This is a genomic window from Chryseomicrobium aureum (genome assembly GCF_043182735.1).
Taxonomy (GTDB): domain Bacteria; phylum Bacillota; class Bacilli; order Bacillales_A; family Planococcaceae; genus Chryseomicrobium; species Chryseomicrobium aureum.
The window spans coordinates 1,107,379-1,131,650 of record NZ_CP171117.1 but is presented as its reverse complement, the minus strand read 5'-3'; the positions used below and the strand labels follow the sequence as shown (position 1 = coordinate 1,131,650).

Below are 24,272 nucleotides of genomic sequence, written 5' to 3'. Positions count from 1 at the left end.
ACTAACTAAGACACACTACCTAAGCAATTAAGATTCTTGAGAGGGTTGGTTCTTTTTCAGTGCTGACCCTGTAACACCTTGTAAAAGATCTCCGTCTGTAGACTCAATAATTTCATTTGTTACCTTATTAGAAATTGCGTGTGCTACAAGCTGAAGGAGGTTGTTCACTTCGCCTTGAGATTGTTTGAACTCTTGAACAATTGGAAATGCATCAATTTCTTCTTCAACTTTTGCGATTTTTGCTTCCGTCAATTTCAATGCCTTCTCTTTTTCTAAATGCTGAAAATTCACTGCTTGTTTTTGTAAGCTTTTTAAGCTTGCAATTTTTTCTCTGATTTTTTGGTTCGCATTGATTTGTGCTTCTGCACGTTTGAAAAACTCAACTTCTTCAGTCTGTGCAATCATCGTTGCTATTTCATGCGCTTTTTCGATAATGTCTTGCTTTGTATATTGACTCATACGAGTTCCACCTTTTCTGTGTTTGCCAGTTCTACGAATTCGCCAGTGAGTGACCACGTTTTCGCATCTGTAATTTTAACAAGGACAAGCTTTCCAATCAACTCTTTTGATCCTGTAAAGTTGACGAGTTTATGTTTTCGTGTGTACCCAGCAAGTACATCTGCATTCTTTTTGCTTTCCCCTTCAACCAACACCTCGACGATTTCATCTTGATGTTTTACCATTGCTTGTGCGGAAAGTTCGTTCACTACAGCATTCAAACGCTGCAGACGATCTTTTTTCACATCCATCGGTACGTTGTCTTGCATCTTTGCCGCTGGAGTTCCGTCACGCGGGGAATAAATGTACGTATAAGCCAGTTCGAATCCTACTTCTTTGTATAAAGAGAGTGTTTCTTCAAACTGTTCTTCTGTCTCATTTGGGAATCCTACAATTATGTCTGTCGATAAGGACAGATTTGGAATACGTTCTTTCATACGACGAACAAGATCTAAATACTGCTCGCGTGTATATTTACGAGCCATAATTTTCAAAACATCGGATGAACCCGATTGTACCGGTAAATGAATATGCTCTACTAAATTTCCACCTTGCGCTAAAACGTCAATTAAATGGTCATCAAAGTCACGCGGATGACTTGTAGTAAAACGTATACGTGGAATATCAATCTTGTGTAGATCATTCATCAAATGCCCAAGACGATACGTGCCGTCTTCAAAGTCTTTTCCGTACGCATTCACATTCTGGCCGAGCAACGTAATTTCTTTATACCCCGCAGCGGCTAGCTCGCGCACTTCTTGGATGATATCTGCCGGACGACGACTCCGCTCTTTACCACGCGTGTAAGGCACAATGCAATATGTACAGAATTTGTCGCATCCGTACATAATATTTACCCAAGCTTTGATTTGACCTTTTCGTTCACGTGGAAGGTTTTCGATAACGTCACCTTCTTTTGACCATACTTCAACTACCATTTCTTTTGAAAGATAGGCTTCATTCAAAATTTGTGGTAACCGATGGATGTTGTGTGTACCAAAGATCATATCTACTTGATCATATGTTTTCAAAATTTTAGAAACGACAGCTTCTTCTTGAGACATACAACCACATACACCAATTAATACATCTGGATTTCTTCGTTTCAAGCTCTTTAAGTGACCGAGTTCCCCAAACACTTTATTTTCTGCATTCTCTCGAATTGCACAGGTGTTCAATAAAATGACGTTCGCATCTTCGACTGTATCAGTCGGCGTATATCCAAGACTTAAAAACAATCCGGCCATGACCTCTGTATCATGCTCATTCATCTGACAGCCGTATGTACGAATATAGAACTTGCGATTCTGTCCCATTCCTTTAAAACGCTCTTCAATTGTAAAATCGGAATGGTAACTGATGGATTCTTTCCCACGCTTTTTTGCGTCTTTTAGTGAAGGTGGTTGATAGACAGATTGAAAATACTGGCTGTAGTCTTTTTCTGGTTTTTGTGCAGGTTTGACTTGTGCGCTTTGTAATCTCGATTCTTCGTTCATCGCACCGAATCCCCTTTCATTCAGTTTCATCCTTTCATTATAGCGAATATTCTTTAGACTGCCTACAAAGTTCACAGCTTTGTGCAATTCAAATGCACTAAAAAAATCAGTATTTCTAACTCACCACTTGCGAGAGAAATACTGATTTAGAATTTTGATTTAAGATGCTGAACATATAAGTTAAGAAAATTATGGACAACATCTGAAGCTCGTAAGCAAGGACGTCATTTCCCGGGCTATCGGAGTTTTACCGAGACCCCGCAACGAGACGAAGTCGATGTGAGGAGGCTCGGTGAAAGTCCCCCAGGAAATGATGTTCTGGCTGGAGAGCTTCAGATTCTAGTTATAGGAACTCAGCTTGTAAAGCTTCAAATTGCTCGCGGCTCATCGTTAAATTTTCCTCAACTAATGGCGTTTGTGCATAATCTGTTAAGCGCTCTTGATAAGAAGCTGTTTCTTTGTCTTGATAAATAATTCCCGTTACAAGACCTTCAGTTTCCATCACAACTTGCATCGCTTGCTCACGGTTCGTGTTGTCATAATCTTCACGCTCAGACAACTTCACTAAGTTCTCTTTGAACCAGTCATACGTATTAATTTTATTGTACGTAACACATGGGCTGAAAACATTAATGAATGCAAAACCTTTGTGTTGAATTCCCGCTTCAATAATCGCTGTCAACTCTTTAATATCAGAAGAGAATCCTTGCGCGACAAATGTTGCGCCAGCAGATAACGCCATTTCCATCGGTTTAAGTGAAGGCTCGATTGCTCCACCTGGAGTCGATTTCGTTTTGAAGCCCGCTGCAGACCGTGGTGATGTTTGTCCTTTTGTTAAACCGTAGATCTGGTTGTCCATTACGACATACGTCAAGTCGATATTTCGTCGAATCGAGTGAACTGTATGGCCCATTCCAATTGCAAATCCATCACCGTCGCCGCCTGAAGCGATAACGTGCAAATCACGGTTTGCCATTTTCAAGCCTTGTGCGATTGGAAGTGCGCGGCCATGAATCCCGTGGAACCCATACGAGTTAATATACCCTGAAATACGACCTGAACAACCGATTCCTGATACAACTGCTAATTCATGAGGTTCAATACCGACATTTGCAGCTGCACGTTGAATTGCAGCTTGTACAGAAAAGTCCCCACAACCTGGACACCAGTTTGGTTTTACATTATTTCGAAAATCTTTAAATGTCGCCATTTAGAGCATCTCCTTTACTTGATTCTCAAGTTGACGTGGCAAGAAAGGTGTTCCGTCATAACGAAGCACGTTGTGAATCTTGTCATGCCCCCCTACATTCATTTTCACAATAGATGCAAGTTGACCTGTCGCATTATTTTCAACTACTAAAACTTTTTTCGCTGACTGCATAAGTGTTTGCATCTCTTGTGCAGGGAATGGATGAATCAAACGAATATGCGCATGGTTTGTGCGGATACCTTGTGCGTTTAGAGAACTTTGAAGTTCTTCAAGGACACCGCGCGTCGAGTTAAATCCTACTAATAACACGTCTGCTTCTTCATGCGGTGCATTCGAGTAAATCGGTTGATCAAACTGGACAGATTTCATCTTTTTCATGCGCTTATCCATTTGATGCTGTCGGTTGCCTGCTGCTTCTGACGGCTTCCCAGTCTCATCGTGCTCCACACCCGTTACATGGTGAATCGCATTTTTCATCCCTGGTAAGACACGTGGTGAGATACCATCCTCTGTGATTTCAAAGCGTTTGAAATACGATTTGTCCTCGTTTTCAGGAATCTCTTCACCTGACAATAGTTTGCCTCGTGTTACAGTGATTGCGTCATAATCAAATGGCTCTACCGTTTGTTTTCCAAGTGATAATTGTAAGTCTGACAGAATGATAACTGGACATTGCAATTCTTCTGCAATATTAAATGCTTGGATTGTATCATAAAATGCTTCTTTCCCTGTACTTGGAGCAAGCACTACTTTTGGTATATCGCCGTGTGTTCCAAAAATCATCTGCATCAAGTCCGATTGTTCTTGTTTCGTTGGAAGGCCTGTTGAAGGACCACCACGTTGTGTGTCAACGATTACAAGTGGTTGCTCTGTCATACCTGACAGACCGATCGCTTCCATCATTAAAGATAGACCAGGACCCGCAGACGCTGTAAACGCACGTACACCCCCATAGTTCGATCCGATTGCCATTGTTGCTGCGGCAATTTCATCTTCTGTTTGAATGACAGTTCCACCAAACAATGGCAACTTTTTAATTAAATACTCCATGATTTCAGAAGCTGGCGTGATTGGATATGCAGCCATAAAGCGAACCCCCGCTGCAAGTGCGCCGAGTGCGATGGCGTCATTGCCGATCATATAGAGTCGGCGTTGACCGTCCGCTGCTTGTAAAGCGTAACTTCCCGCTTTTTCTGGTGTCATTTCAACGAGCTTTGCATATCCTTGCTCAATTGCTAACATGTTTTTCGCAACGACCTCTTCTCCTTTTTTCGAGAAGATTTCTTTTACGACCGCTTCAAACACAGCGACATCTAACTTTAAAAGTGCTGCTGACGCGCCAATCGCTACCATGTTTTTCATCAAAGACGTTCCAAGTTCAGAAGCAATTTCTGTAAATGGAATGGCGATGACAGGAGCCTTTGAGTCTTCTGGTTGTTCAGGTGAAAACTTAGCATCTGCTAAGATAATGCCTGACTCTGTTAATTCTTTATAGTTCAAATCAATAGTCTCTTGATCAAATGCAATGAGTATATCTAAATCGTCTGCAATCGTGCGAACTTCTGTAGGACGTACAGTAATTTTATTATTCGTATGTCCACCTTTAATTCGTGATGAGAAGTGACGGTAACCATATAAATAGTACCCAAGGCGGTTCATCGCCATTGAGAAAATCTCGCCGGTACTTTCGATCCCTTCACCTTGTTGCCCTCCAACTTTCCATGCGAGCTGCTGCAACATGTTAATCTCTCCTTATTGTATACGTTTCGAATCCTACATTAGTTTATCATGAAGAATTTGATTCCTCTATGTATTGCAATTGAAAATCAGCAATTTCAGTCTATAGGCGGATAAATCACAAGTAATTTGCCACAATCCCGTCAAAAAGCAGAGAACCGAGGCCCTCTGCTGCATCCTACTTTTTCTTTTTTTCCACAAACAGCTTCAATGCTGTGCGCTCTTGTCTACCAATCTCAATGTCCGCAAATGCTGGGCTACAATATAAATCCTGTCCACTTGGTGCTACAAACCCTCTGGCAATCGCAATAGCTTTCACAGCTTGATTTAAAGCTCCTGTTCCAACCGCCTGCATTTCGGCATAGCCTTTTTCTCGAATAACTGCGACCAGCGCACCTGCTACAAGATTTGGATTTGACCGGGATGATACTTTTAGTGAGTCCATTTCTCTTTCCTTTCCATTGAAGGCTTAGGACAGTGTCCATACTAGAGAATATGCGAAGAATAAGGGAGATAGACTAATTTGAAAAAGGCTGGTCTTCGTTAATGTAAATTCGCTCTTGATGCACTGCTTTTCCTTGCTCGTTCAGTTCTACAAAATAGCCACTGACAACTGCTCTACCTGTTTTGGGAACTTCAAAGCGTGCAGGCAAGTTAGTTTTAAACTTATAAAGCACATTTTCTTTCCCCATCCCCAATACGCCATCATAAGGGCCAGTCATTCCTACATCTGTAATATACGCAGTACCTTCAGGAAGAATTCGATTGTCTGCTGTTTGAACATGCGTGTGTGTACCTACAACTACGGAAGCGCGTCCATCGAGATGCCAACCAAATGCAATTTTCTCACTTGTTGCTTCTGCGTGGAAGTCGACAAAGATATACGGACTTTTTTGCTTGGCTTCTTCTACAAGTTCATCTGCCATTTTGAACGGACAATCATGAGCTGGTAAGAATACACGGCCATGAAGATTCATAACCGTCAATTGTTTACCATTCTTCTCGATTGTGACCATCCCTTTGCCCGGTGCTTCTTGTGAGAAGTTCGCAGGACGAATCAAATAATCTGCGTCATCTATGAAATCAAAGATTTCTTTTTGATCCCATGTATGGTTACCCATTGTGATTACATCAACACCCATAAACAGTAATTCATCATAGATTTTTTTTGTGATACCGCGACCGGCTGCTGCATTTTCTCCGTTTACAATAATAGCATCCGGTTGATATTTGCGTTTCAACCGAGGTAAATATGACTCCAGTGCATCCCGACCGATTGATCCTACAATATCCCCAATAAATAAAATTTTCATTACAATTTCCTACTCTCTAACATAAGTAAAACCATACGCAGGAATTCCTGCGTATGGTTGTTATTTTGCATATTCAACAGATCGTGTCTCTCGAATAACAGTGACCTTGATATGGCCCGGGTAGTTCAATTCTTCTTCAATACGTTTGCGTATATCGCGTGCAAGACGATGCGCAGAAATGTCATCAATAATGTCCGGTTTCACTATAATACGAATCTCTCGACCTGCTTGGACAGCAAACGATTTTTCAACACCATCATAAGACTCTGAAATTTCTTCGAGCTTTTGTAGGCGCTTAATATAGTTTTCGAGTGTTTCACTACGAGCACCTGGACGTGCAGCAGATAAAGCATCAGCTGCTGCCACTAATACCGCTATCACGGATGTTGCTTCTGTGTCGCCATGGTGAGAAGCAATACTATTAATGACGACTGGATGTTCTTTGTATTTCTTTGCTAGTTCCACGCCAATTTCAACGTGACTACCTTCTACTTCATGGTCGATTGCTTTTCCGATATCATGTAAAAGTCCAGCTCTGCGTGCAAGAGTGACGTCCTCGCCAAGTTCTGCAGCAAGTAATCCAGCTAAGAAAGCAACCTCTGTAGAGTGCTTTAATACGTTTTGCCCGTAACTTGTACGGTAACGTAGTCGGCCTAAGATTTTGATTAAGTCTGGGTGAAGGTTATGGATTCCCACATCGAATGATGTTTGTTCTCCAACTTCACGAATGTACTCATCTACTTCACGACGCGATTTGTCGACCATTTCTTCGATACGCGCTGGGTGAATGCGTCCATCTTGTACCAGTTTTTCAAGAGCGAGTCGTGCTGTTTCGCGGCGAATTGGGTCGAATCCTGATAAAATGACCGCTTCTGGCGTGTCATCAATAATTAAATCGATACCAGTTAATGTTTCAATTGTACGAATGTTTCGACCTTCACGACCAATAATGCGTCCTTTCATCTCATCGTTAGGCAAATTCACAACAGATACTGTCGTTTCTGCCACGTGGTCTGCTGCAAAACGCTGCAAGGCCAGTGATAAGATTTCACGAGAGCGCTTATCGGCTTCTTCTTTCGCGCGTGTTTCAAATTCTTTTGTCATGACCGCAATATCTGTCGACAATTCATTTTCCACTTCACGTAAGATGAGGCTGCGTGCTTCTTCTCGAGTAAGTGCAGAAATACGTTCGAGTTGAAGTTGTTGTTCTTGAACAAGCTCTTCCACTTTACTCTCTTTTTGTTCAATATGCTGTTGTCTTTCCGCCAACGCTTCTTCTTTTCGTTCAAGTCCCGCTTCACGCTTGTCAAGTGTTTCATCCTTACGATCAAGGTTTTCTTCACGTTGTACAAGGCGATTTTCTTGCTTTTGCAGTTCAGAACGTCGTTCACGAATGTCGGCTTCTGCTTCTGTGCGCAATGTGTGTACTTCGTCTTTTGCTTCTAGAAGTGCTTCTTTTTTAAGTGCTTCCGCTTCACGCTTTGCTTCTTCTAGAATCAGTTCAGAGGACTGTTTCGCTCCAGTGACTTTGGAATCATTAAGTTTTTTAAGATACCAATACCCAACAACGGCACCGACAAATAGACCAAGCAAAGCGGGAATGATGATTTCAATCATGCAGACACCCCCTCTTGCTATTTGTTGTTTTCAGTCGGCTGACTTCTGTCTGCCTGGTTTCGTTTTAGCATGAAAATAATAGAAAATACAAATTCATTGTATCGATATAAAAAATCACTGTCAAGTTGATGGAAAAAAGCGCTCGTCAAAAGACGAGCGCTTGCGTATTATTCTTTATCTAAAACTAATTCAAATTCTTCATCTTCCTCTTCTTCATGTGCAGCAATCGTGTATGAACTTGCAGCCATGCCAAGAGAAGCACGAATTTGAGATGCAATCGTATGCTTGATCGACTCATTTTCTTTCAAGAATTGTTTTGCATTTTCGCGACCTTGTCCTAAGCGGTCATCGTTGTATGCATACCAAGAACCACTTTTTTGAACGATATCAAGATCGGACCCCATATCGATGATTTCACCTTCTTGTGAAATCCCTTCCCCATACATAATATCAACTTCTGCTGTACGGAATGGTGGTGCTACTTTGTTTTTCACTACTTTAATTTTCGTTTTGTTCCCCATAATGTCTGTCCCTTGCTTGATTGCTTCAGCACGACGGACCTCTAGACGGATTGTGCTATAGAATTTAAGCGCACGTCCACCTGGAGTAACCTCAGGGTTTCCAAACATAACACCAACTTTTTCACGAATCTGGTTAATAAAGATTGCAATGGTATTTGATTTATTGATAGCACCTGAAAGTTTACGAAGAGCTTGAGACATAAGACGCGCTTGAAGACCTACGTGAGAATCTCCCATTTCACCTTCAATCTCAGCTTTTGGAACTAATGCGGCTACGGAGTCAATTACTAAAATATCTACTGCTCCACTGCGTACAAGTGCTTCCGCAATTTCGAGTGCTTGTTCTCCTGTATCCGGTTGAGATAGAAGCAACTCATCAATATTTACACCTAATTTTTGTGCATACACTGGGTCAAGTGCGTGCTCAGCATCGATAAATGCTGCTGTACCACCTGACGCTTGTGCTTCTGCGATAGCATGGAGAGCTACTGTTGTTTTACCTGAGCTTTCAGGGCCGTAAATTTCTACGATACGCCCACGTGGATATCCACCCACACCAAGAGCCGCATCAAGGGCTAATGAGCCACTAGAAGATGTCTGGATTTCACGATCCGTCTTTTCTCCAAGTTTCATAACAGAACCTTTACCGAACTGTTTTTCTATTTGTTTTAAAGCCATATCAAGGGCTGCTTTACGATCTGCCAAATGAAATTCCTCCTAAGAAATCAAATGTTGTTTCTATACTTACTATACTCCTTTATTGAGAAAAATACAAGGAAAAAGCGAACGTTTATTCGCATTTCTTTACACAACTTCATTTTGGCAAATCTAAGTTTTGTAAATCAAAAACCGCAGCCTCAGCTACGGTTTTTTAACTAAATATTTGACCTGTTTTCGTTCATAATTATACGCAGAATATAGTGGATCGCAAATTTCACTGCACGGATTCGATTCGTGTTACGCATTCCCGCTAAATGAAGTTCGTATGTGTGCACTTCTTCTTTATAAGCAATGCCAATCCAAACCGTCCCTGCTGGTTGTCCACCATGGCCTTCTGGTCCTGCAGCACCAGTTATACTAACGCCGATATCGGTTGCAAACTTTTCACGAACCTTTTTGGCCATCTCAGCAGCTACTTCTCGACTCACAACTGTAAATGTATCGATTGTCTCTTTATTTATGCCTAGATGCTTGATTTTAGTTTCTTCGTTGTAGACAACGACACCACCAACCAGTGCTTCAGCCATTCCAGGTATCGATGCGAGTTCAGCTTGGAACAAACCTGCTGTCATGCTCTCAGCAGCAGAAATCGTGAGATGATGTGCAATCAATGTTTGCTTTAGCTTTTGAGCCAATGAGTCATTGTTGTACCCGTACACATACTTTCCTACGCGGTTCAAAATTTCCGCTTGTACGTCTTTAATTGCACTCCAAGCCTCATCTTCAGTTGCACCAGTAGCTGTCAATCGAATCGTCACTTCACTATCCGTAGCAAGTGGAGCAATCGTTGGATTTGTTTGATTTTCAATTAAATCCAACAACTCCGTCTCTAATTCTGCCTCTCCTATTCCATAAAAACGAATGACGTGGGAGAAAATGAGTTGATTATCCAATACTTGTTCTGCTAAGAGTGGCTTTGCTTCAAACTGAAACATTGGTTCTAACTCTTTCGGGGGTCCTGGAAGTAAAATATAGGTATGCGTAGAAGTTCGATAAAACATCCCTGGCGCCATCCCATTATCGTTCTTCAACACTTGCGCCCCTTCAAGGACCAATGCCTGCTGACGATTATTATCCGTCATAGGCCGTCCTCGCTTCGCAAAAAAGTCTGCAATAAATGATAACGCTTGCTGATCAATTACAAGTTTTGCATGTAAATGGTCTGCAATTGTCTGCTTCGTCAAATCATCTTTTGTAGGTCCTAGTCCACCTGAAAAAATAATTAAGTCAGCGCGACCCTCAGCAATTCGAATCGCCTCTACAAGACGCCCCTTATTGTCACCTACTACTGTGTGGAAATGAATAGTGATTCCCATCTCAGCAAGTTGCGTAGAAATAAAGCGGGCATTCGTATTCACAATCTGACCTAATAATAATTCTGAGCCTACTGCAATAATTTCTGCGCGCATACAATACCCTCCTTACTTTGAATCAAGTAAAACACGACGATTCAGATAGAAATAATCCCATCCTGACCATACTGTAAATACTAAACAAACATATAACATGATTGTTGCGAATGGGAAGCCAATCATTTCAAATCCAATGTTCCCCAGTAATAGCGCTGAAATTGCAACAGTCTGAGTCCACATCTTAATTTTACCTAGCTGATTTGCAGCAACGACTTCTCCGCCTCCTGCTAAGATCAAGCGAAGACCTGTTACCGCAAACTCTCGACTGATTATGACAATCACTACCCAAGCTGGCGCCAATTCTAATGATACGAGAAGAATAAGTGCTGCAGACACAAGCAACTTATCCGCTAGTGGATCTAAAAATTTCCCCATGTTTGTTACTAGGTTATGTTTTCGCGCAATATATCCATCGATAAAGTCCGTAATCGATGCAAAAATAAAGATTAACGCGCCAATTAGATGCCCCACCGGAATGGTTGCGCCTAAAAGACTGACCTCTCCAAATCCAAAGTCCACTAACATAAACACCATAAAAATAGGAATTAAAAAAATGCGAAACAGTGATATTTTATTTGGTAAGTTCAATTGGCTTACTCCTTTCTTTAAGAAAACAGGCCTTGCCCTTATCGGACAAGGCGTTTACTAGTTCGTCCATGTGAAGAACAAGTTTCTTGGATTACTGCTAGTTGGGTATTCAACCTGCTGATCATTAATAAAGACATTTGCTCGATCACTAAACCCTAATCGAACTCTGTAAGTTCCCTGTGCTGGAAGATCAAATGTGACTGACTCATCTGCAGCGGTATAAACACGAGCTGATTCTAACAACTCTTGTCCAGCTTCATTTTGAATCGATAACCACGAATCTCCCGTTAATTGAATTCTAACTGCTATCTCTTCATCTCCGGATAGGTCGAAATAAGAGTTCTCACCTTGTGTGCTTGTCTCAGTGATTGTGACTTGTGAGGTTTGCTCCTCCGGTTCTTGTTCTTGCTGTGACTCTTCAGTCTCTTCTTCCTCTTCACCAGATGGCGTTGTTTCTGGTTGCTGCGTTTCGATAATGATTTCGGAATCACCCACTTCATCCACTGGTGCATCTACTGGCGCTCGTTGAGAAAGTAGGTAGGCGATCGCTAAAATAGCTACTACAAATAATGCGACCACTATCATTGGGAAGATTTCCATCAACCGGTTACCACCCCCACGATATGTACGACGACTTGTAGAAGCCTGAGTTGGTGTTGGTGTAGCTTTAGTCGCTACAGGTATTTCACTTTTATACGTATCAAGGATTTCATCCCCGTTTAATCCGACCGCTTCTGCATATTGGCGAACGAACGCGCGCACATAAAAAGGGCCCGGCATCGAATCATAGTTACCTTCTTCAATTCCATGCAAATAGCGCTTTTGTATTTTTGTTAATGCTTGAATATCTTCTATTGAGAGATTTCTCTCTGTTCTCGCCTGACGAAGACGAGCACCTAATTCTGACACATCATTCACCTGCCTTTTTTAAAATTCAAATCCGCCGAATCCACCAAATCCTCCAAAATCATTGTTTCCACGATTTTTTTCTAGGATTTCATATGAAATTTCTTCATCCGGTGTATGGCGTAACTCAATAATATAGTCAAAATCATCAATGGAATACTCCGAGTGTTGAACAAACATATCTGGATGTTCTACGACTTTAATCGTCTGCATCCGCATCATTTCTTTTACAAGCTGATGGTGGCGTTCATCCGATGATTTGCGGGTGACAATTCCATCTAAGATAAAGATATTTTGATTGCTGAACTCGTCTCCCATCAGTTGATTTCGGACTGTTTGTTTAATCATCGTCGAAGATAAGAAAATCCATTTTTTATTGGCACACACACTAGCAGCCACTACAGACTCTGTCTTCCCTACCCGCGGCATCCCGCGAATCCCAATCAGCTTATGCCCATCTTGTTTAAATATCTCTGCCATGAAGTCAACCAGTAAACCAAGATCATCTCGAACAAAACGGAACGTCTTTCGATCATCTAAATCACGCTGTATGTAGCGACCGTGGCGCACAGCCAAACGGTCTCGTAGTTTTGGCTCACGGTATTTTGTGAGTTGGATTGTTTCCATAGTGGAGATAATGTGTTCAAAACGGTCGATGCTTGCTTTAGACTGCGCATTCAATAGCATGCCGCGGCGCCCCTGATCCACACCGTTAATTGTCACAATTGTAATTCGAAGCATTCCTAGAAGCGACGCAATGTCTCCAAGAAGCCCCGGTCTGTTGATTTGGATTTCATATTCAAAAAACCACTCTGTTGACATTGTCATCTCTCCATTTCTACTCTCAGTTATCCAATTAGATTCCATCCACCATCGATAGCAAAGGATTGTCCAGTAATAAAACTACTGGCATCAGACACCAAAAAGCTAACTCCATATGCTACCTCTTCAGCAGTACCTTTACGCTTAAGGGGAATCTGAGCTATGGATACTTGCTCATCTTCCTCAGTTAAATGCTCGTGAATGGAACTGTTGATATACCCTGCTGCTATCATATTGACTCGAATCGGGATCGCTGCCCACTCTCTTGCTATGCTCTTCATAAGCCCTATTTGTGCTGCCTTAGCAGCACTGTAACTCACTTCCCAAGCCGCTCCTTTTTCTCCAAAAATCGAGCCGATCAGTACAACCGAGCCACCCTTTAATTTTGGGTAGAGCTTCTTAAGAATTTCTTGTGGCGCAAGTAGATAGGTCGTTAGTAAATTTTGCGTTGTTACAGTCGAGGTCGCTATAAATTCTTCATAAACCGTTTGTCCATGTGCAAACACAATAGCATCCAACTCAAATAGAAAAGGAAATTCAAGCTGTTCTAATGAACTTAAATCCATTTGGAATGGTATAAAGTGTTGATGTGGATACTGACTTGTCAATTCTTGTTGCAAGAAAGTCGCCGTCTTATTGGACTGATGGTAATGAAGATAGACGCTCCATCCCTCACTCGCAAGGCGTTTTACACATGCTTGACCAATGGATCCTGTTGCACCAAATATACAGACAAATTTACTTTTTGTCATGTGATGGCAAGATGACATACTGCGTATGTGCAGCTTGATTTTGTAAATGGTGATAGGCTTGTTGTAAGTCGCTCACAGTAAGCGATTCGACCACAGGCAACACTTGGAACAATTCCATCTCATTAAATTTATACCGTGTGAATTGATTGGCAATAAACTCAATTGAGTTCAATGAACGCATAAATGTACCAATTTTCCGTTTCTTTGTCCGCTCAAGTTGTTCCGAGATTGAAGTGTATTCTGAAAATGGAACAGTAAGTTGTTGTTTTATACGCTCAATCAACTCCTGCGGCTTATCCGTATCTGATCCAATCATAGAGAAGCCATAGCTACTTTCCATTGAGAAATCTGCTGAATACGATTCATCAATTAGACCGTCTTCATAAGCTTTTTCAAAGAATTCCGAAGATCTTCCAAATAAGCTATCTAAAACAGTTTGCAATGCCAGCTCGTATCGCAGCATCGCATTTCCTTGAAGAGACTGTGAAGGTGCTTTAATTCCAAACAAAACTTTTGGTTGAACTACGTCCATTTTCATTTCACGGTATGCGACGGCTACATCATCCGACTCTTCAGGGAGGATATGGACGACTTCAGGCTTATTTTTAAACTGTTTTTCCGCTTGATTGTCTTTCACCAACTGAATAAAAGATTCTGGGTCAACAGCTCCAACTGCAAACAACACCATATTAGACGGATGATAGAAGGTTTCGTGACATAGATACAAGTGATCAGCAGTGATTTCTTGAATCGATTCAATTGTACCTGCTATATCGATTTTCACAGGATGTGCGTGATACATGTTTTCAATTGTACCAAAATACAACCGCCAATCGGGCATATCATCGTACATTGTAATTTCTTGTGCAATGATTCCTTTTTCTTTGTTGACAGTCGCTTCTGTAAAATACGGAATTTGAACAAAGTCTAATAACGTCTTTGTGTGCTGTTCGACATGATCCGTTGCAGAGAATAAATAGGCAGTTCGAGTAAAGGACGTAAAAGCATTTGCAGATGCTCCCGCCTCACTGAACTTTTGAAAAACATCTCCATCTTCTTTTTCAAACATTTTATGCTCCAGAAAATGCGCAATTCCGTCTGGAACGCGGACCTCTTCTTTTCCAGGAGGAATAAAGTGATTGTCTATTGAACCATATTTTGTTGTAAACGTGACATACGACTTGGAGAATCCATTCTTCGGTAACACGTAGACTTCCAATCCGTTCTCAAGTTTTTCATAATAGAGAGTCTCATTCACTTGTTCAAAGTTCAACTTGTTCATGATGCTCCCTCCTTTGTAGTTAAAAAGAATGTATGCACTTTTGTGACTTTCTTTGCAAGTTCACTCACATCTTCTTTCGTAATTGCTGTCCATTTTTCTGCCCAGCCATCTAATGTGAAATTCGAATCAATTTCTTGATACGACTCGTACACTTCGATTAAACCACGCGCAGAATCTTTAATCTCCATTAATTGGTTTTTTAACATGGACTTCGTTTGTAAAAATTCTCGGTCTGTAATGTTCCCATTTTGAATTTCAATCAACTGTTGATCAATAACTGCTTCTGCTTTTTCTTTTTCTACAGGGTCAATCCCGCTTACGGCAAATAACAATCCGTATGATGAGGCAAATGAGCTAGACGCATAATAAGCCAAACTTTCTTTCTCACGCACGTTTGTAAAAAGTTTGGAATGAGGATATCCACCAAAGACGCCGTTCAAAACTTGCATGACAGGAAACTCTTTTGATTTAGAAGTGACAGGTGTCTCATAAGCGATGTGTAATTTCGCTTGTTTCATGTCCAACTTCTCAACAGTTTCTAAGTATTCTGTTGTCATAGCAGTATCGTTTGTTCTCGGAGATGTTTCTCTAGCTGAAAAAGAAAGATAATTTTTCAATACATTCTTATAGGTTTCAGAATTCATATCACCTACGACATAGATAGAAATCTCATCGGATTCAATCATTTTGCTGTATTCTTGTTTCACGTCCTCTAAAGTTACGTTTTCTAATAAACTTTTCTCACCCATTGCAGAGATTGATGCTGGATGATTCGGACGAATGAGTTCTAGTAAACGATGTTGTGCGTAACGAGATTTATCCTCATATAAAGAATCCACTCGAGTTATCACTTGCTTTTTTTCACGCTCAAAAATACGCTGATCGAATGTATCTTCATTAAATAGAGGTTTGAATAGAACAGCTTGAATAAGTTCAAACACATCTTCTGTCAAATTACGATCTTGTAGATACGCATCATTCACGAAGTCTGCATTCAGATACACCGTATGTTGGTCTCCACGCTTCATCGTGTCGAGATAAAGTGATGTACCATACAAGTCATCTAATTTTTTTCGAAACGCAGTTGTAGTTGGTGTTAATTGATTGCTAAATTGCAACAGGTTTGAAAGCACCGTTCGTACACCAGCATTTTCAGCAGTTAGTTTTGTGGTGAACTTAATGGAAAGTGTGATCGTTTTAAATTGTTTTGTTGGCATTGTATAAAGTCGCACACCAGGTGCGAGAGTAGAAGTAGTAAACACAGAATAAAGCCCCTTTCTCTATCGTTTAGTGTACCACTATCAAGTCACTACGACTATTGTTTCGGCATGAAAAAAGGCCTCCATAGCGGAGACCTTCTTAGTATTACCGTTTTCCTTTAATATATGGCTTACCAATTGCTTTTGGTGCACTTGCTTTTCCAATAAATCCTGCTAAAGCTAGAATCGTCAGCACGTACGGTAAAATATCCAAATACACACTTGGTACTTGACTAATAAAGTCGATGGATCCACCAACGATTTTGAGCGATTGTGCAAGTCCAAAGAATAAAGCAGCTCCCATTGCACCTAGTGGATGCCATTTACCAAAAATCATAGCTGCAAGAGCCATGAATCCTTGACCATTGATTGTCGATTGAGAGAACTCATATGAAATCGTCTGTGCATAGGCAGCTCCACCAATACCTGCAAGCATACCTGAGATGACAACCGCAATATAACGCATACGGTTTACTTTTACACCCATTGTATCTGCCGCCATTGGATGTTCACCGACTGAACGAAGTCGAAGTCCAAATGGTGTTTTGTAGATAACAAACCAAGCAAGAATAGCAATCGTAATTGCCAAAATAGACGTTGCATACACATCATTAAAGAACATTGGACCGATTACAGGAATTTCGCTTAATCCCGGAATATCAAAACGAATGAATTGTTGAGAAATATAATCCGTTTGGCCTTTATCATAAATCAGTTTTACAGCAAAGATCGATAATGCTACTCCAAGCATGTTGATGGCAACCCCTGAGATTACTTGATCTGCACGGAATGTAATGGATGCAACCGCATGGAGTAGTGAGAAAATTCCTGATACGACCATGGCTGCAAGAAGCGCAAACCAAATCGTCATTCCACCAAGCTGATCGGCAAATGTTAAGTTGAACACAATCCCAACAAATGCTCCCATCACCATAAGTCCTTCTAACCCGATGTTGACAACCCCTGACTTCTCAGAGAACACACCACCGATTGCTACAAAGATAAGAGGTGCTGCATAGGCGATCGAAACGGGGATAATGAAATAAAGTGCATCTAAAAAGGCGCTCATTTATTTCGCCTCCTTTTTCTTGCCGATTTTTTCTAAGAACAAACGAATGACATACCCAGATGCTACGAAGAAAATGATGACTGCAATTACAATCGATACAATTTCTACTGGTACACCTGCTTCGTTTGGCATGTTAAGAGATCCGTATTTCAATGCACCAAATAAGGCTGCACCAAATACGACACCAAGTGGCGTATTGGCGCCTAATAAGGCAACCGCAATTCCATCAAAACCAATTCCAGTGAATCCACCTTTAACGTTGGCATACTGGAAAGTTCCTAATGCTTCCATCGCACCTGCAAGACCAGCAAACATCCCAGCGATTACCATCGACATGATAATGTTACGGCTCACGTTCATACCTGCGTATTCTGAAGCATTTTGATTAAATCCAACCGCTTTTAACTCAAACCCTGTTTTTGTTTTCTCTAAAATGAACCACATGACGAATACCATCGCAAGGGCAATTAGGATCCCGTAGTGTAAACGAGAGAAGTCTGTAAGTCCTTGTAAAAAAGGCGATGCTAGAGAAGCACTCTCTGCAATACGACCTGTATTGTCCCCACCATCTGAAATTGAGCGAATCAATGCGTTTGTAACAAATAGTGCAATGTAGTTCATCATAATTGTGACGATTACTTCATGAACTTGAAGTTTTGCTTTTAATAGGCCTGGAATCAATCCCCAGAACGCTCCCGCTAAAGCCGCTGCAATAAGTGCAAGTGGCAAATGCACAATTGTTGGTAGATCCGTAAATGTTACACCTACCCATGCTGCTGCAAACCATCCGACAATGAGCTGTCCTTCAACTCCAATGTTGAAAAGGCCTGTGCGGAATGCAAACGCAACTGCAAGTCCAGCTAAAATATACGGTGTAATTTGACGAATCGTCTCTCCGACGGCATACGCGTCTCCAAAAATACCCCTCCACAATGCTCCATAGCCTTCGATTGGATCATATCCACTGAAAAGCATAATAATTGCTCCTACAATAAGACCCAATACGACGGAAACAACAGGCACGAGGATGTTGATTACTCTATTCGACATGAGTTGTCTCCCCCTGTTTTGATCGTTTCTGCTTTGCTTGTCCTGCCATTAACAGACCAAGCTCTTGCTCCGTAGTTTGTTTTGGATCAAGTGTATCGATGATATAGCCGTCGTACATAACCGCGATACGATCTGAAACGTTCATGACTTCGTCCAATTCATACGATAGTAGTAATACAGCTTTCCCGTTATCTCGTTGTTCAATTAGGCGTTGGTGAATGAACTCGATAGCCCCAACGTCTAGACCTCGCGTAGGAAGTGCAGCAATAAGAATTTCCGGATCACGATACACTTCCCGACCAATAATTGCTTTTTGCTGATTTCCTCCAGAAAGTGAGCGAGCTAATGCATCTTCACCTGTAGTACGCACGTCGTAATCAGCAATAATTTTTTTCGCAAGTTCAGAAACTTTGTTGTAATTCATAATGCCATTTTTTGCAATTGGCTCTTTATAGTACGTTTGCAGGGCAATGTTGTGGCCAATTGGGAAATCCAAGATAAGACCATGCTTATGACGATCTTCTGGAATATGTCCGATACCACTTTCCGTTACTTGGCGTGGCTTCAATCCTGTTATGTCCTTACCGTTAAGAGAAATCGTACCGGATTTAATTTTGCGAAGTCCTGTAATGGCTTCAATCAATTCACTCTGACCATTTCCGTCAATTCCCGCAAGTCCAAGAATTTCACCTTTTCGAACAGTGAGTGATAGGTTTTTCACTTTATCGATGCCACGGTAATCTTGTACTGATAGATCTTTAATAATAAGTGTATCTTCACCTGGAGTGGCATCTTTTTTCACTGTTTTAAATTCTACTTGGCGACCTACCATAAGAGATGCCAATTCACCAGGATTTGTTTCTGATGTAACAACTGTTCCAATCCCTTGTCCTTTTCGGATAACTGTAACGCGATCAGACACTTCCATGATTTCTTTTAGTTTATGCGTAATTAAAATGATGGATTTTCCTTCTGCAATTAATCGTTTCATGATCTGAATCAAATCATCGATCTCTTGTGGCGTTAGAGAAGCAGTCGGCTCGTCAAAAATTAGAATTTCCGCTCCACGATAAAGCGTTTTCAAGATTTCGACACGTTGTTGCATACCGACTGAAATATCTTCAATTTTTGCATTTGGGTCAACATCAAGCCCGTACATTTCAGATAATTCCGTGATTTTTTTTGCAGCTACTTTTTTGTCTATGACGCCGCCCTTAGTTAATTCGTTACCAAGAATGATGTTTTCCGTCACCGTAAAGTTTTCCACTAACATAAAGTGTTGGTGAACCATCCCGATTCCCAAATCATTTGCGATATTTGGGTTTGCTATATTTACAGTCTGACCTTTTACACGGATTTCGCCGGCTTCAGGCTGATAGAGACCAAAAAGAACATTCATCAATGTGGATTTTCCGGCACCATTTTCTCCGAGAAGTGCATGGATTTCTCCCTTTTTTAATTGCAGGGTGATATTATCATTTGCTACGAAGTTTCCAAACTCTTTTCGGATGTTCAGCATCTCGATTACATACTCCACTTGTATCACTCCAATTCTACTTTCTAAATAACACATGAAAGATTTAGATGGCCTAGATCTTTCATCTATTATTTGGAATTTTAGCTAAAAAAAGAACATAAAGACCGATTCGTAAATCGGTCTTTATGATTCTTGCCGTTCAATTACTCCACTGTTTCAGGAACTGTAATTTCACCATCAATGATTTGTTGTTTGAACTCTTCGATTTGTGCCATTACATCCTCAGAGATTGCTCCACGAGAATCTGCAAGGCCAACGCCCTCTTCAGCTAAGCCATAAACTGTTTGCTCTCCACCAGGGAAGTTACCAGCTGCTGCTTCTTCAGAGATGCGGTAAACCGCTTGGTCAACACGCTTCAACATAGATGTTAAAGTTACGTTAGTATCGCCAACTGCACCCTCTTCGTATTGGTCAGAGTCAACTCCGATTACCCATACAAATGCGTCAGCATCTTTTGTTTTACGCTCTTTCGCTTCTGCGAATACTCCGTTACCTGTACCACCAGCAGCGTGGAAAATAATATCTACGCCTGAAGAGTACATACGGTTAGCAGTTGTTTTACCAAGTGAAGCGTCATCGAATGATCCTGTGTACTGAACATCGACTTCGATTTCTGGGTCAACTGCTGCAACTCCTGCTAAGAATCCAGCTTCGAAACGCTCGATTACTGGAATTTCCATTCCACCAACGAAACCGATTTGCTTCGACTCAGACATTAAAGCTGCTGCAACTCCTGCTAGGAATGCTCCCTCTTGCTCTTTGAAAAGAACAGATGCAACGTTTGGCTGATCAACAACAGCATCGATGATTGCTAATTGTGCATCCGGTTGCTGTACAGCGATATCATTTACCGCTGATTCCATTAAGAAACCAATTCCAAACACGACGTCAAAGTCACGACGAACTAGGTTGTTAAGGTTTGTTACGTAGTCAGCGTCTGAAGCTGATTGTAGGTAATCATAACCGCCATCGCCTTGCTCTAGGCCGTTATCTTCCCCAAACATTTTAATACCTTCCCAAGCAGATTGGTTGAATGATTTATCATCCACTCCACCTACGTCAGTAACCATTGCTACTGAGAAATCAGATGTTTCTTCTGTCTCTGTATCCCCACCAGTTGAACCAGTGTTGTTTTCTGTAGTTTCTTCATCAGAACCACACGCTGCAAGAAGAGTACCTGCTGCTAACATTACTGAAAGACCTAAACCGTATTTGCGTTTTGACACGTTAAAAACCCCCAAAATTAGTTTCTTATTAGTAGGAATTGACGATTACACCCGTTTACGAATTACGTGAAAGCTAAACTTATCTGCCCGAAAATAATTCTTCGAGTAGAGAACTACGCGATCTTGCTCATCGTAATGAAGCTGCTTCAACACAAGAAGTGCCGTTTCTGGCTCACAGTTTAATGTCGGTGAAGCCACATCATGGTAGCCCATTGGATCGATAAATGTCACAGCATGTGAAACGCGTAGTTCACCAGATTGTTCGAGTGCTGAGAAAAGTGACCCTTCTTGCCGGCTCAAGTAATCTTCCGGAAGGTACTTCGCTGGAACTTTATCAACACAATACACTACTGGGTCACCATCAGCGGTTCGTACACGCTCAATTGTGACGATTAAATCGTCTTCAGAACATCCAAAACGTTGAACATCTTCTTCTGTTGGAAGCGATTGCAAAGAACTTAAATAAATAACTCCAGGTTCCATACCGGCTTGCTTAATCATGGATGAAACGCTGGAAAGCTGCTCGATGCCAGATGTAAAGACAGGTTTTGAATTAATAAATGTCCCTACTCCATGGCGTCTGACAATTATGTTCTCTTCCTCGAGCAAACGAAGAGCCTCTCGCAAAGTGGCTCGGCTGACACCGAGCATTTTTGCGAGTTCGAATTCAGAGGGAAGTTTCTCCTTCTCTTTGAACACACCATTGTCGATATCTTTTTTGATACGATCAATTACCTGCAAATATAAATGTCGTTGATCAACCTTAATTGACACACACTACACCACCAATAACCAAAGAGATCAGACCTCTGATGTAAAACATTCCTACTAATCAGTCATACTATACCATTTAAAATCTTAAAAATAAATAGTTTTTTCACTTAAACCGCAAAACTTTTAATCTTTTTGTAATCATTTTGTCATACTTCTTCCATATCGTATGTCCCACGATTCATTAATACCTGACGTGGCTTAGACCCTTCGTATGGGCCAACTATCCCAGCTAATTCAAGCTGATCAATAATTCGAGCTGCACGGGAATAGCCTACACGAAAACGTCTTTGAATCATCGATACTGAAGCTGTTTGCATTTCCATTACCAGTTGTGCAGCGTCATCAAATAAATCATCGCGCTCTTCTTTTTGAACTGTTTCCTCCACTTCTGTCGGAATCATTTCTTCTACGTAGTTTGCTTTTTGTTGCTCAATTACAGCATCTACTATGCGTTCAACTTCAGAATCGGAAACAAATGCTCCTTGCACACGAACCGGTTTGGAATTTCCAGATGGGTGGAATAACATGTCCCCTCGTCCCAGTAATTTTTCTGCTCCTCCCATATCTAAAATCGTACGAGAGTCGATTGCAGAAGATACCGAGAACGCAATACGAGATGGAATATTTGCTTTGATAATACCTGTGATAACATCAACACTCGGGCGTTGTGTAGCGATAATTAAATGAATGCCGGAAGCTCGTGCCATTTGTGCAAGACGTGTAATAGAGTCTTCCACATCATTTGAAGCAACCATCATCAAATCCGCTAACTCATCGACGAACACAACAATATAGGGAAGCTTTGCATGTTGCTCTTCATTCTCATTGTTCCAGTTCTCTACATATTGGTTGTAGCCTTCCATATTTCGTGTGCCCGTATGAGAGAACAAATCGTAGCGCCGCTCCATTTCAGAAACAATTTTTTTCAGTGCTTGTGAAGCTTTTCGCGGATCTGTTACAACAGGTGCAAGCAAATGCGGAATTCCATTGTATACATTTAATTCGACCATTTTTGGGTCAATCATCATCATTTTCACTTCATGCGGTTTTGCACGCATCATCAAACTGACAATAATCCCGTTCATACAAACACTCTTCCCAGAACCAGTAGAACCTGCCACGAGAAGGTGAGGCATTTTATTCAGTTCAGCAACAACTGCTTTTCCAGTGATATCGCGCCCGAGAGCCACAGCAAGTTTTCCAGGGTTGCCTAGTGAACTCTCTTCTAATACTTCACGTAAGCTAACCATCGCCACTTCAGAATTTGGTACTTCGATCCCAATTGCAGATTTTCCAGGAATCGGCGCTTCAATTCGAATATCACGTGCAGCAAGAGCTAGTGCTAGGTCGTCACTTAAACTAACAATGCGACTCACTTTTACTCCCACGTCAGGAAGTACTTCATATTTTGTCACAGCAGGACCAAGGTGCACTTGCGTGACTTTTGCCTTCACTCCAAAACTTAAAAATGTCTGTTCTAATTTCTTTGCGTTGGATTGAATTGCGCCAAGCTCAGAGCTTTGATCCGCATGTGGAGAAGGCGTTAATAATTCAAAACTTGGCAATAAATAATCTTCATTTTCAAGCTCTCCACCTGCAATCGTGATTTCCACATCTTTTACAGGTTCTTCTGGCTGTTTTTCCACGCTCGGTTTTGGTCGTTCATTGAAAGCCGAAATAATGGGTGCTTGTTGAGGAAGTTCTTCTATCTCTTCTTTAGTAGACAATTGCTCGTCATGCACACCAACTTGAATTGACTGCTCTGGAGTTGATTTTGGCTTTGCGTGCTGAGCCCTCTTTTTTGGTTTTTCAGATTGCGCTTGCATCCATCCTTTTACAGAATCAAAGCCTGCTACACTTGCTTGTTTTGAAAACGCAGCAAGCCATGGAATTAACGCTTTTCCAGTAATAATGATAAGTCCAATTGATAGGATAATCCAAGCGACGATCACGGCGCCAGTCGATGCAACTAAAGCACTTGCAGAAGCATACAACACACCACCTAAAAGGCCTCCTCCAAGGTTTGACGTCACTGTGTCAGAAAACAATACTGTCAGAGTTTCTTTCATAACAGAAGAATCTACAGCAAAGCCGATTTCGGTTCGTTGAGTAATCATAAAATGGTGGCTGAGCATCAAAATTCCCGTAAACACTAAAATCGAGCCACTAGTAATGCGATTTGTCCATTTTGGAAAGGTTTGCTTTACCATCATCCAAAGTGCATAGAGAATAAAGAAAAAGGGAAGTGCCATATGCCAGTTTCCAAATAACGCTTCACCCACAAAGTGAATTGCAGATCCAACAGGACCAAATTCGAACAAACCGATGACAGCGAGTCCAATTAATAAAAGACCAATCACTTCATACAACAAAGGATGCATGGGTGTTTTCTTCTTTTTTGTGGTCTTTCGTTTTGTTTGTTTTCGTGCCACTTCGCTCACCTCATTTTCATAAGTAAAAAGGGCCTCCTCCCCGGAAGGTGG

21 protein-coding genes are annotated in these 24,272 nt (G+C 41.3%); all 21 read right to left on the bottom strand.

All coding sequences use genetic code 11. From position 1 onward, the window contains the following. Positions 1-27: 27 nt before the first annotated feature. Complete coding sequence (locus ACF3OH_RS06005; RefSeq protein WP_204589091.1) at positions 28-459, bottom strand: RicAFT regulatory complex protein RicA family protein; 432 nt, start codon at positions 457-459, stop codon at positions 28-30. Further along, on the bottom strand, positions 456-1,994 hold the full coding sequence (miaB, locus tag ACF3OH_RS06000) for a tRNA (N6-isopentenyl adenosine(37)-C2)-methylthiotransferase MiaB (RefSeq protein WP_392456322.1): 1,539 nt from the start codon (positions 1,992-1,994) through the stop codon (positions 456-458). The genes ACF3OH_RS06005 and miaB overlap by 4 nt, the downstream gene beginning before the upstream one ends. A gap of 343 nt (positions 1,995-2,337) precedes the next feature. Then, positions 2,338-3,204, bottom strand: coding sequence for a 2-oxoacid:ferredoxin oxidoreductase subunit beta (locus ACF3OH_RS05995; protein WP_204589089.1), 867 nt, complete (start codon positions 3,202-3,204; stop codon positions 2,338-2,340). Further along, positions 3,205-4,944 (bottom strand): 2-oxoacid:acceptor oxidoreductase subunit alpha, encoded by a 1,740-nt coding sequence (locus ACF3OH_RS05990; protein WP_204589088.1) that lies wholly within the window; start codon positions 4,942-4,944, stop codon positions 3,205-3,207. Between the two features lie 175 nt (positions 4,945-5,119). Further along, on the bottom strand, positions 5,120-5,386 hold the full coding sequence (locus tag ACF3OH_RS05985; RefSeq protein ID WP_204589087.1) for a stage V sporulation protein S: 267 nt from the start codon (positions 5,384-5,386) through the stop codon (positions 5,120-5,122). Positions 5,387-5,459: 73 nt separating this feature from the next. Beyond that, the gene (locus ACF3OH_RS05980; RefSeq protein ID WP_204589086.1) at positions 5,460-6,254 is read right to left on the bottom strand and encodes a TIGR00282 family metallophosphoesterase; all 795 of its coding nucleotides are present in this window, start codon (positions 6,252-6,254) and stop codon (positions 5,460-5,462) included. A gap of 60 nt (positions 6,255-6,314) precedes the next feature. Next, positions 6,315-7,871, bottom strand: coding sequence for a ribonuclease Y (rny, locus tag ACF3OH_RS05975; protein WP_204589085.1), 1,557 nt, complete (start codon positions 7,869-7,871; stop codon positions 6,315-6,317). 167 nt (positions 7,872-8,038) lie between these two features. Continuing rightward, positions 8,039-9,097, bottom strand: coding sequence for a recombinase RecA (gene recA, locus ACF3OH_RS05970; RefSeq protein ID WP_204589084.1), 1,059 nt, complete (start codon positions 9,095-9,097; stop codon positions 8,039-8,041). Positions 9,098-9,267: 170 nt separating this feature from the next. Further along, entirely contained in the window at positions 9,268-10,521 is a 1,254-nt protein-coding gene (locus tag ACF3OH_RS05965; RefSeq protein ID WP_392456319.1) for a competence/damage-inducible protein A, read from the bottom strand. Positions 10,522-10,533: 12 nt separating this feature from the next. Further along, positions 10,534-11,112, bottom strand: coding sequence for a CDP-diacylglycerol--glycerol-3-phosphate 3-phosphatidyltransferase (gene pgsA, locus ACF3OH_RS05960; RefSeq protein ID WP_392456316.1), 579 nt, complete (start codon positions 11,110-11,112; stop codon positions 10,534-10,536). Between the two features lie 57 nt (positions 11,113-11,169). Continuing rightward, on the bottom strand, positions 11,170-12,021 hold the full coding sequence (locus ACF3OH_RS05955; RefSeq protein WP_392456313.1) for a RodZ domain-containing protein: 852 nt from the start codon (positions 12,019-12,021) through the stop codon (positions 11,170-11,172). An 18-nt stretch (positions 12,022-12,039) separates the two neighbouring features. Beyond that, the gene (locus ACF3OH_RS05950; protein WP_204589080.1) at positions 12,040-12,840 is read right to left on the bottom strand and encodes a DUF3388 domain-containing protein; all 801 of its coding nucleotides are present in this window, start codon (positions 12,838-12,840) and stop codon (positions 12,040-12,042) included. Positions 12,841-12,866: 26 nt separating this feature from the next. Then, positions 12,867-13,592 carry an SDR family NAD(P)-dependent oxidoreductase gene (locus ACF3OH_RS05945; protein WP_392456310.1) on the bottom strand — a complete coding sequence of 242 codons (726 nt, stop codon included), beginning with the start codon at positions 13,590-13,592 and terminating at the stop codon, positions 12,867-12,869. Beyond that, positions 13,579-14,874: an EF-P 5-aminopentanol modification-associated protein YfmH gene (yfmH, locus tag ACF3OH_RS05940; RefSeq protein WP_392456308.1), complete on the bottom strand. Its 1,296-nt coding sequence runs from the start codon at positions 14,872-14,874 to the stop codon at positions 13,579-13,581. Before yfmH ends, ACF3OH_RS05945 begins: the two co-directional genes overlap by 14 nt. Further along, complete coding sequence (gene yfmF / locus ACF3OH_RS05935; protein ID WP_392456306.1) at positions 14,871-16,136, bottom strand: EF-P 5-aminopentanol modification-associated protein YfmF; 1,266 nt, start codon at positions 16,134-16,136, stop codon at positions 14,871-14,873. Before yfmF ends, yfmH begins: the two co-directional genes overlap by 4 nt. A gap of 103 nt (positions 16,137-16,239) precedes the next feature. Continuing rightward, positions 16,240-17,202 carry an ABC transporter permease gene (locus ACF3OH_RS05930; RefSeq protein WP_204589076.1) on the bottom strand — a complete coding sequence of 321 codons (963 nt, stop codon included), beginning with the start codon at positions 17,200-17,202 and terminating at the stop codon, positions 16,240-16,242. Then, positions 17,203-18,252 (bottom strand): ABC transporter permease, encoded by a 1,050-nt coding sequence (locus ACF3OH_RS05925; protein WP_204589075.1) that lies wholly within the window; start codon positions 18,250-18,252, stop codon positions 17,203-17,205. Next, positions 18,242-19,789, bottom strand: a complete 1,548-nt coding sequence (locus tag ACF3OH_RS05920) for an ABC transporter ATP-binding protein (protein WP_392456303.1) — start codon at positions 19,787-19,789, stop codon at positions 18,242-18,244. Before ACF3OH_RS05920 ends, ACF3OH_RS05925 begins: the two co-directional genes overlap by 11 nt. Positions 19,790-19,932: 143 nt before the next feature. After that, positions 19,933-21,015, bottom strand: a complete 1,083-nt coding sequence (locus ACF3OH_RS05915; RefSeq protein ID WP_392456301.1) for a BMP family protein — start codon at positions 21,013-21,015, stop codon at positions 19,933-19,935. A gap of 45 nt (positions 21,016-21,060) precedes the next feature. Continuing rightward, complete coding sequence (locus ACF3OH_RS05910; RefSeq protein ID WP_204589072.1) at positions 21,061-21,789, bottom strand: GntR family transcriptional regulator; 729 nt, start codon at positions 21,787-21,789, stop codon at positions 21,061-21,063. Positions 21,790-21,935: 146 nt separating this feature from the next. Further along, on the bottom strand, positions 21,936-24,170 hold the full coding sequence (locus ACF3OH_RS05905; protein ID WP_392456712.1) for a DNA translocase FtsK: 2,235 nt from the start codon (positions 24,168-24,170) through the stop codon (positions 21,936-21,938). Positions 24,171-24,272 lie beyond the last annotated feature (102 nt).